We start from the raw sequence: 6,928 nt of genomic DNA on the forward strand, positions 1-6,928 counted from the left end.
TCATGCGGGCATTCCTCGATCGAGGCTTCCCGCGAGCCCGATCGCCTGGGCGCGGGCGTCTGGGACAACGGCGGCGAGGCCGTTCCCCGCGGCCCATCCGCCCACCACGGCAAGACCCTGCTGCGCGCCGATGAGCTCCCGGATCTGGGTGACCCGTTCCCTGTGTCCCACGGTCGCGAAGGGAAGGGCCCCCTGCCAGCGCACCACGTCCCAGCCGAGGACGTCCTCGGCCGAGAGCGCCACGCTCAAGAGCGTCGAGGCGTCGCGGAGTGCTGCGGCGAAGAGCTCGTTGTCGGTCTCAGGCCCGGGGCCGATGCCGGCCACGCCCTGGACCGGATCCCCCGCGCGCCCGTAGGAAAGCCGGACGACGTGCGTGCCAGGGCCCGCCGCCTCGGCGAGCCACTCCCATTTCGCGGTCGCGTGCGTGAGCGCCTTGGCCTCGATGCCGGCCACCTGCGGGGCTACGAGGACCCCCGTGCCGCGGGGACGTGCGTCCAGCGCGGGACAGTCGAGCACGAACGTGACGAGCTTGACCTCGGGTCCGGGCACCGGCTCGTGGCCCGCGAGCGCGGGAACGGCGTCGGAGAGGAGTTCGACGGCCGCGGGCCCGTCGAGGGCCACGACCACGAGATCGGCCTCGTACACCGTCTCCGGCAGCGGCGCCGCCTCCTCGGTGTCGATCTGGGGACGGACGACGGCGCCCACCCGCCAGAGCGGCCGGCCGTCGGCTCCCGTGGTGCGGTCCAGCCGCTCCACCCGTTCGTCAGGGACGAGCCTCACGCCGTCGTCCGTGAGCCGTCCGACGAGAGCCGTGATGATCCGGTTCAGTCCGCCCCGGATGCCCGCAACGGCGGAGCCGGCCTTGCGCCCTCGGGAGGCCCCGCGCTGGGCCGAGACGGCGGCGGCGAGGGAACCCTTCTCTGCCATGAGCCGGCGGAGTCCGGGGGCCACCATGTCGGCGTCGAGCGCCGCGGGGTCCGCGGAATGGACGCCTCCCACCACCGGGGCCACGAGCCGTTCGAGCACGCGCCGGCCCATGCGGACCCGCACGAGGTCGGCGACGCTCGCCTGCCGCCGCGGCTCGCGCACGGGAAGCACGCGGTCGAGGGACGCCCGGGCGGAGCCCCAGAAGCCGAGGGCAGCGCGGACCTCGGGGTCCCAGGGGTTGGCGGGGATGCCGAGGACGCCGGTCTTGGGAAGCTCCTGCGGGCCATCGGGAAGCAGAACCCACGCGCCGGACGGGTGGGGCGGAACCACGTCGCCGTCGAGCCCAATCTCGTCCACGAGCGTCCGGACCGCGTCCGTACGCGTCGCGAAGGACTCTGCGCCGCTGTCGAGGACCAGTCCGGCCACCTCGTGCTCGCCGATGCACCCACCCCAGCGCCCGCTTGCCTCGAGCACGGTCACCCCCAGGCCCGCGCGTCTGAGCTCGAGCGCGGCGACAAGCCCCGAGATTCCTCCGCCCACGACGATCGCGCTGTAGGGCCGCGCAGGGACGGCTCCGTTGCCCTCCATCAGGACGTGCCCTTTCGTCAGTAGGTGATCGAGTGGACGAGCTCGACCACTCGCGTCAGCACCTCGGGATCGGTCTCCGGAGGGACGCCGTGCCCGAGGTTGACCACGTGGCCCGGCGCCGAGGCACCCGCGCGGACGACGTCGCGCACGTGCGCCTCGAGCACGTTCCACGGGGCCGCGAGGAAGGCAGGGTCAATGTTCCCCTGCAGCACCACGCGCCCGCCAAGCCGGCGGTTCGCCTCGTGCAGCGGCAGGCGGTAGTCCACGCCGACCGCGTCGACACCGACCTCGTACATAGCCCCGAGGAGCTCGGACGTGCCCGTGCCGAAGTGGACGAGCGGTGCCCCGAGGTCGCGCACGTGGTCGAGGGCCTGCGACGAGTACGGCGCGGCATGGCGGCGGTAGTCCTCGACGCCGAGCGATCCCGCCCAGGAGTCGAAGAGCTGGCCAGCCGAGGCGCCCGCCTCGATCTGGGCCCGCAGGAACCGTCCCGACGCGTCGGCGGTCCAGGCCATGAGCGCGGCCCACGTCCCGGGGTCGCCGTGCATCATCGTGCGGGGCCCGAGGTGGTCCCTCGATGGGCGGCCCTCGACCATGTAGGCAGCAACCGTGAAGGGCGCGCCCGCGAAGCCGATGAGCGGCGTCGTGCCCAGCTCGGCGATGGTGAGGCCGACGGCCTCGCGGATCGGCTCGAGCGCCGCGTCCGTGAGGCGCGGGAGCGCGGCCACGTCCGCCTCGGAGCGGATCGGGCTGGCGAGCACGGGGCCGACGCCCGGGACGATGTCGACGTCGACGCCGGCGAGCTTGAGGGGGATGACGATGTCCGAGAAGAAGATGGCCGCATCGACGTCGTGGCGGCGCACGGGCTGGAGCGTGATCTCTGCCGCGAGGTCGGGGCGGAGGCACGACTCGAGCATGCCGACCCCCTCACGGGCCTTGCGGTACTCGGGGAGCGAGCGGCCTGCCTGGCGCATGAACCACACAGGCTTCCGGCTCGGCCTGCCCCCGCGGTATGCGGTGATGAGCGGCGACTGCGCCGTCCGTCCGTCCTTGAGCGGGTGGTCCTGGCTGAGTGTCATGGCCCGATTGTCTCAAACGGCCCCCACGCCGTTGGCGACAACGTGTCACAGCGAGCCGCGTTTTCTACACAGGAACGAAAAGCTATGATGACAGGGCTGTGGTTGTTTTCTCCCTCTCGGCGACGCACGCCGATATTGACCTTGAGACCGTTGCCCAATTGAGCACCGGTGCTGCCACCGTGGCCGCAGACGCCACCGCATCCCCCGCCCTCAACGGCGCCGTGGTGCTGGCCACCTGCAACCGCTACGAGATCTACGCCGAGGCCCGGGGCCCCGAAGAGCTCGAGGCAGCGCGCTCGGCGCTCCTGACCGAGATCAGCGCCCGAAGCGGCCTGCCGCACGAGACTGTCTCGGGGGCCTTCGCTCTCGCGCACGGCCGCGACGTGACGCGGCATCTCTTCGCCGTGAGCTCGGGGCTCGACTCGGCGGTCGTGGGCGAACGCGAGATCGCCGGGCAGGTGCGCCGCGCCCTCATTTCCGCCCAGGAGCACGGCACCGCAAGCCCGTCCCTCGTCAGGCTCTTCCAGACGGCGTCGAAGACGGCCAAGGAGGTCGGAACGCAGACTGCTCTCGGAAGCCGGGGCCTCTCGATCGTCTCGGTCGCCCTCGATCTCGCGGCGGACATCGCAGAGGTGCCGGCGTGGTCCGGCAAGAAGGCCGTATTGTTCGGCACTGGCGCCTATGCCGGGGCAACCATGGCGCTCCTCAAGGAGCGCGGCGTCGAGCAGGTCTCCGTCTACTCCGCCTCGGGCCGTGCACAGGAGTTCGCGGCCGCCCGGGGCGCCTCCGCCGTGACGTCCCGCGACCTGCCTCAAGCCATCGCCGAGGCGGACGTGCTCATCGGCTGCAGCGGTTCCGACAATGCTATGGAGGCCGTCGAGCTCGCCGCGATCCGCGAAGACTCGGCGCAGCAGCTCATCGTCATCGACCTCGCCCTCACCCACGACTTCGACCCTGCCGTCGGTTCCCTCGACGGCGTCGAGCTCATCACCCTCGAGTCCGTGCGGCTCGCAGCCCCCGAAGAGCAGACCGAATCCCTTGCCCAGGCCAGCGCGATCGTCTCCGCGGCAGCGGCCGACTTCGACGCCGAGCGCCAAGCCCGCCAGGCAGACGCCGCCATCGTGGCCCTGCGCCGGCACACCATGGCCGTTCTGGACTCCGAGATCGAGAAGGTGCGCGCCCGTCATGGCTGCACCGCTGCGGCCGAAGAGGTCGAGTTCGCCATGCGGCGCATGGTCAAGCAGCTGCTCCACACTCCGACCGTCCGTGCGAGGCAGCTCGCCGCCGAGGGACGGGAGGGCGAGTACCTCGCGGCCCTCGAGGCGCTCTACGGCATCAGCGTGGCGATCCCCGGGATGATCTCGGCTCCTGACGAGTCCGCGCAGTCCTCCGTCGCCCCGGGCCCCGCGGGAGCGACCGCCGGGGAAGGCCGGGGCGCCACAGACGGCGCCGACGCCGAGGACTGCCCGGTCGACCATACCCGCACCGGCTGACCCTCTCCCAATGTCAACGGGAGCGTCTGCGGTCGTGTCCCGGGGTAGCCGCGCGCACATCCGCTTTGGCCCCAGGACCCTCGTTCGGCACTAGGCGAACGTCCGCGCACGACGGCGAGTGCTCGCCGTCGTGCGCCCCGAACCCGGCACGGGTGGGGACCCCCAGATCAGTAGACGGGCTGCGCAGGATCCACGTCACGGACCCAGGCGAGCACACCGCCGTCGAGGTGCTTGACGTTCGAGAAGCCGGCGTCAAGCGCCGCGGCGAGGACGTTCGCCGATCGGACGCCGCCCTTGCAGTGGAACACGACCTCGCGGTCGCGCGGCACTTCGCCCCACGCCTCTCCGGAGAGCAGGCGCCCCTGCGGGATGAGACGCGCACCGGGAATCGAGACGATCGAGGCTTCCCCCACCTCACGCACGTCGATGAGCTCGAAGTCGCGCAGGCCAGCATCGCGGGCCGCGAGCATCGTGGCCAGCTGCGGGGCCGTCACGGTGCGGTCGGTCCCGGGGGACGCCGCGGGCGCGACGCCGCAGAAGGCCTCGTAGTCGGTGAGCGCGGTGATCGGTGCGGCCTCCGGGTCCTTGGAGACCTTGATTTCGCGCCACGTCGCGGTCAGGGCGTCGTAGAGCTGGACACGGCCGAGCAGAGTCGTGCCGACGCCCGTGATGAGCTTGACCGCCTCGGTGACCATGGACGCGCCGATGGCCGCACAGAGCATGCCGAACACGCCGCCCTCCCCGCACGAGGGAACCGATCCGGCCGGCGGAGGCTCCGGGAAGACGTCACGGTATGTCGGGCCGTACTTCTCCCAGAACACACTGACCTGGCCGTCGAACCGGAAAATGGAGCCCCACACATAGGGCTTGCCCAGGATCGCGGCTGCGTCGTTGACGAGGTATCTCGTGGCGAAGTTGTCGGTGCCGTCGAGGATCAGGTCGTAGCCTTCGAAGATCTCGAGCGCGTTGGACGAGTCAAGATGGACCTCGTGGAGCCGCACGTCCACGTGCGGGTTGAGCTCGAGGATCGCGTCCCGGGCAGATTGGGCCTTCGGCCGGCCCACGCCCGAAACTCCGTGGATGACCTGCCGCTGGAGGTTGGACAGCTCGACCGTGTCGTCGTCGACGATCCCCAGCGTGCCGACACCGGCCGCCGCAAGGTACAGGAGCGCCGGTGACCCGAGGCCGCCAGCCCCCATCACGAGGACCTTGGCATTCTTGAGCCGCCGCTGCCCGATGTCGCCGATCTCGGGGATGATCACGTGCCGCGAGTAGCGCTGCACTTCCTCGGGAGTCAGCTCCGCGGCCGGCTCCACGAGGGGCGGGAGGGACGGTGAGTGAGACGTGGCCATGCCTCCAATCTAGGCCCGATGCGGCCGATGCACCCAGCCGCGCCCACCACGCGGAACATCGCAGATAGACGCCGCGCACGTGACCCGCGGGTAGAGTAGAACTACCGTTTGGGTCACGCTCGATAGGCCCGGACCCCCTGAAAGGCACCGCCAGTGAGCATCGAACCGCGAGCCGCCACAACGCGCTCCCCCAGACTCCCCCGCGACGAGAGGCGGGCACAGCTCCTTGCGGCGGCGCTCGAGGTCTTCGCCGCCCACGGCTATCACGGTGCCGCCATGGACGAGATCGCCGAGACGGCGCAGGTCAGCAAGCCTGTCCTCTACCAGCACTTCCCGTCCAAGCGGGAGCTGTACATCGCGCTCCTCGACAGCCACCTCGCGTCGCTGACCGACATCATGAAGTCGGCCCTCGCCTCGACCACGGACAACCGAGAGCGCGTGAATGCCGTCATCCGCGCGTACTTCGACTTCATCGCCGCCGACGATCAGGCCCACCGGATCGTCTTCCAGTCCGATCTGGTCAACGATGCAGACGTCGCCTCGCGCCTTGAGAAGTTCAACCGCGGCTTCTCCGAGGCTATCGCGGAGGTCATCGCGTCCGATACGAGGCTCCCCCTCGTCGAGGCCCAGATCCTCGGCCGCGGGCTTGCGGGCCTCGCGCAGGTCAGTGCCCGCTACTGGCTTGAGACGTCGAACTCGCTCGACATCGGCGTGGCGGCGGATCTCGTCTCGCGGCTCGCATGGAAGGGAATCTCACGGTTCCCCAAAGAGGCCTAAGGTACTACTAGGCTCGGCCGGCGGGGATTCACAGCCCCGACGGGCGTTTCGTTTCAGACGCCACAACGCAAGGAGTGCTCTTCACGTGGAAGTAAAGATCGGCATCCAGAACATCGGCCGTGAGCTCGTCCTCGAGTCCACGAAGGACGCGGAGGAGGTCGCAAAGCTCGTCTCCGAGGCGATCTCGGGCGGCAAGGAGCTCCGCCTCGAGGACGAGAAGGGCCGTCAGGTGATCGTGCCGGCGTCCGTCATCGGCTATGTGGAGCTCGGCGCACAGGAGACGCGCCGCGTGGGCTTCGGCGCCCTCTGAGCCGGTGGAGACCGTCTGGTCCCTCGTGATCGTGGTCCTCGTGGTTGCGGCGGCCGGCTTCATCGTCTGGTCCCTCGACCACCACCACGACGTGTACGGCATCGTGCTCCCGGTGGGGGCGGCCGTGGCCCTCGCGTGCCTCGTGTGGACGGTGCTCATCTTCGCCGGGACCGGCTACATGGCCGGCCTGACGTGGATGCCGTGGGCGCTGCCCATGGCGGTCGGGATCGTGGCCGCCGTGGCGGTACCGATCGTCGTGGGCCGCCCCCGCACGAAGCACGACGTCGCGCTGCTCACCGAGCTCTTGAAGCGCGGCTAGTCCGTCTCGGACGCCGGAGGGGGGGGGGGGGGGGGGGGGGGCGCCCCCCCCCCCCCCCCCCCCGCCCCCCCCCAGGCGTCCCC

General features: G+C 70.8%; 7 protein-coding genes. 4 read left to right on the top strand and 3 right to left on the bottom strand.

Annotation, left to right across the window (positions count from 1 at the left end):
• The gene (gene hemG / locus RBS60_RS12690; RefSeq protein ID WP_307957926.1) at positions 1-1,515 is read right to left on the bottom strand and encodes a protoporphyrinogen oxidase; all 1,515 of its coding nucleotides are present in this window, start codon (positions 1,513-1,515) and stop codon (positions 1-3) included.
• Between the two features lie 17 nt (positions 1,516-1,532).
• Complete coding sequence (gene hemE / locus RBS60_RS12695; protein WP_307957927.1) at positions 1,533-2,594, bottom strand: uroporphyrinogen decarboxylase; 1,062 nt, start codon at positions 2,592-2,594, stop codon at positions 1,533-1,535.
• 98 nt (positions 2,595-2,692) lie between these two features.
• Between hemE and RBS60_RS12700 the strand changes: the two genes are divergently transcribed.
• Positions 2,693-4,087 (top strand): glutamyl-tRNA reductase, encoded by a 1,395-nt coding sequence (locus tag RBS60_RS12700; protein WP_307957928.1) that lies wholly within the window; start codon positions 2,693-2,695, stop codon positions 4,085-4,087.
• 167 nt (positions 4,088-4,254) lie between these two features.
• Here RBS60_RS12700 and moeB read toward each other — a convergent pair whose 3' ends face one another.
• On the bottom strand, positions 4,255-5,439 hold the full coding sequence (gene moeB / locus RBS60_RS12705; RefSeq protein WP_307957929.1) for a molybdopterin-synthase adenylyltransferase MoeB: 1,185 nt from the start codon (positions 5,437-5,439) through the stop codon (positions 4,255-4,257).
• Between the two features lie 153 nt (positions 5,440-5,592).
• Between moeB and RBS60_RS12710 the strand changes: the two genes are divergently transcribed.
• From RBS60_RS12710 to RBS60_RS12720, 3 genes are all read left to right on the top strand, one after another.
• A complete protein-coding gene (locus RBS60_RS12710; protein ID WP_307957930.1) occupies positions 5,593-6,216 on the top strand; it encodes a TetR/AcrR family transcriptional regulator in 624 nt (207 codons plus the stop codon).
• 85 nt (positions 6,217-6,301) lie between these two features.
• Positions 6,302-6,526 carry a DUF3107 domain-containing protein gene (locus RBS60_RS12715; RefSeq protein WP_307957931.1) on the top strand — a complete coding sequence of 75 codons (225 nt, stop codon included), beginning with the start codon at positions 6,302-6,304 and terminating at the stop codon, positions 6,524-6,526.
• A gap of 4 nt (positions 6,527-6,530) precedes the next feature.
• Entirely contained in the window at positions 6,531-6,845 is a 315-nt protein-coding gene (locus tag RBS60_RS12720; RefSeq protein WP_307957932.1) for a hypothetical protein, read from the top strand.
• Positions 6,846-6,928: the final 83 nt, after the last annotated feature.

It is taken from the genome of Sinomonas sp. ASV486, assembly GCF_030908215.1.
Taxonomy (GTDB): Bacteria; Actinomycetota; Actinomycetes; order Actinomycetales; family Micrococcaceae; genus Sinomonas; species Sinomonas puerhi.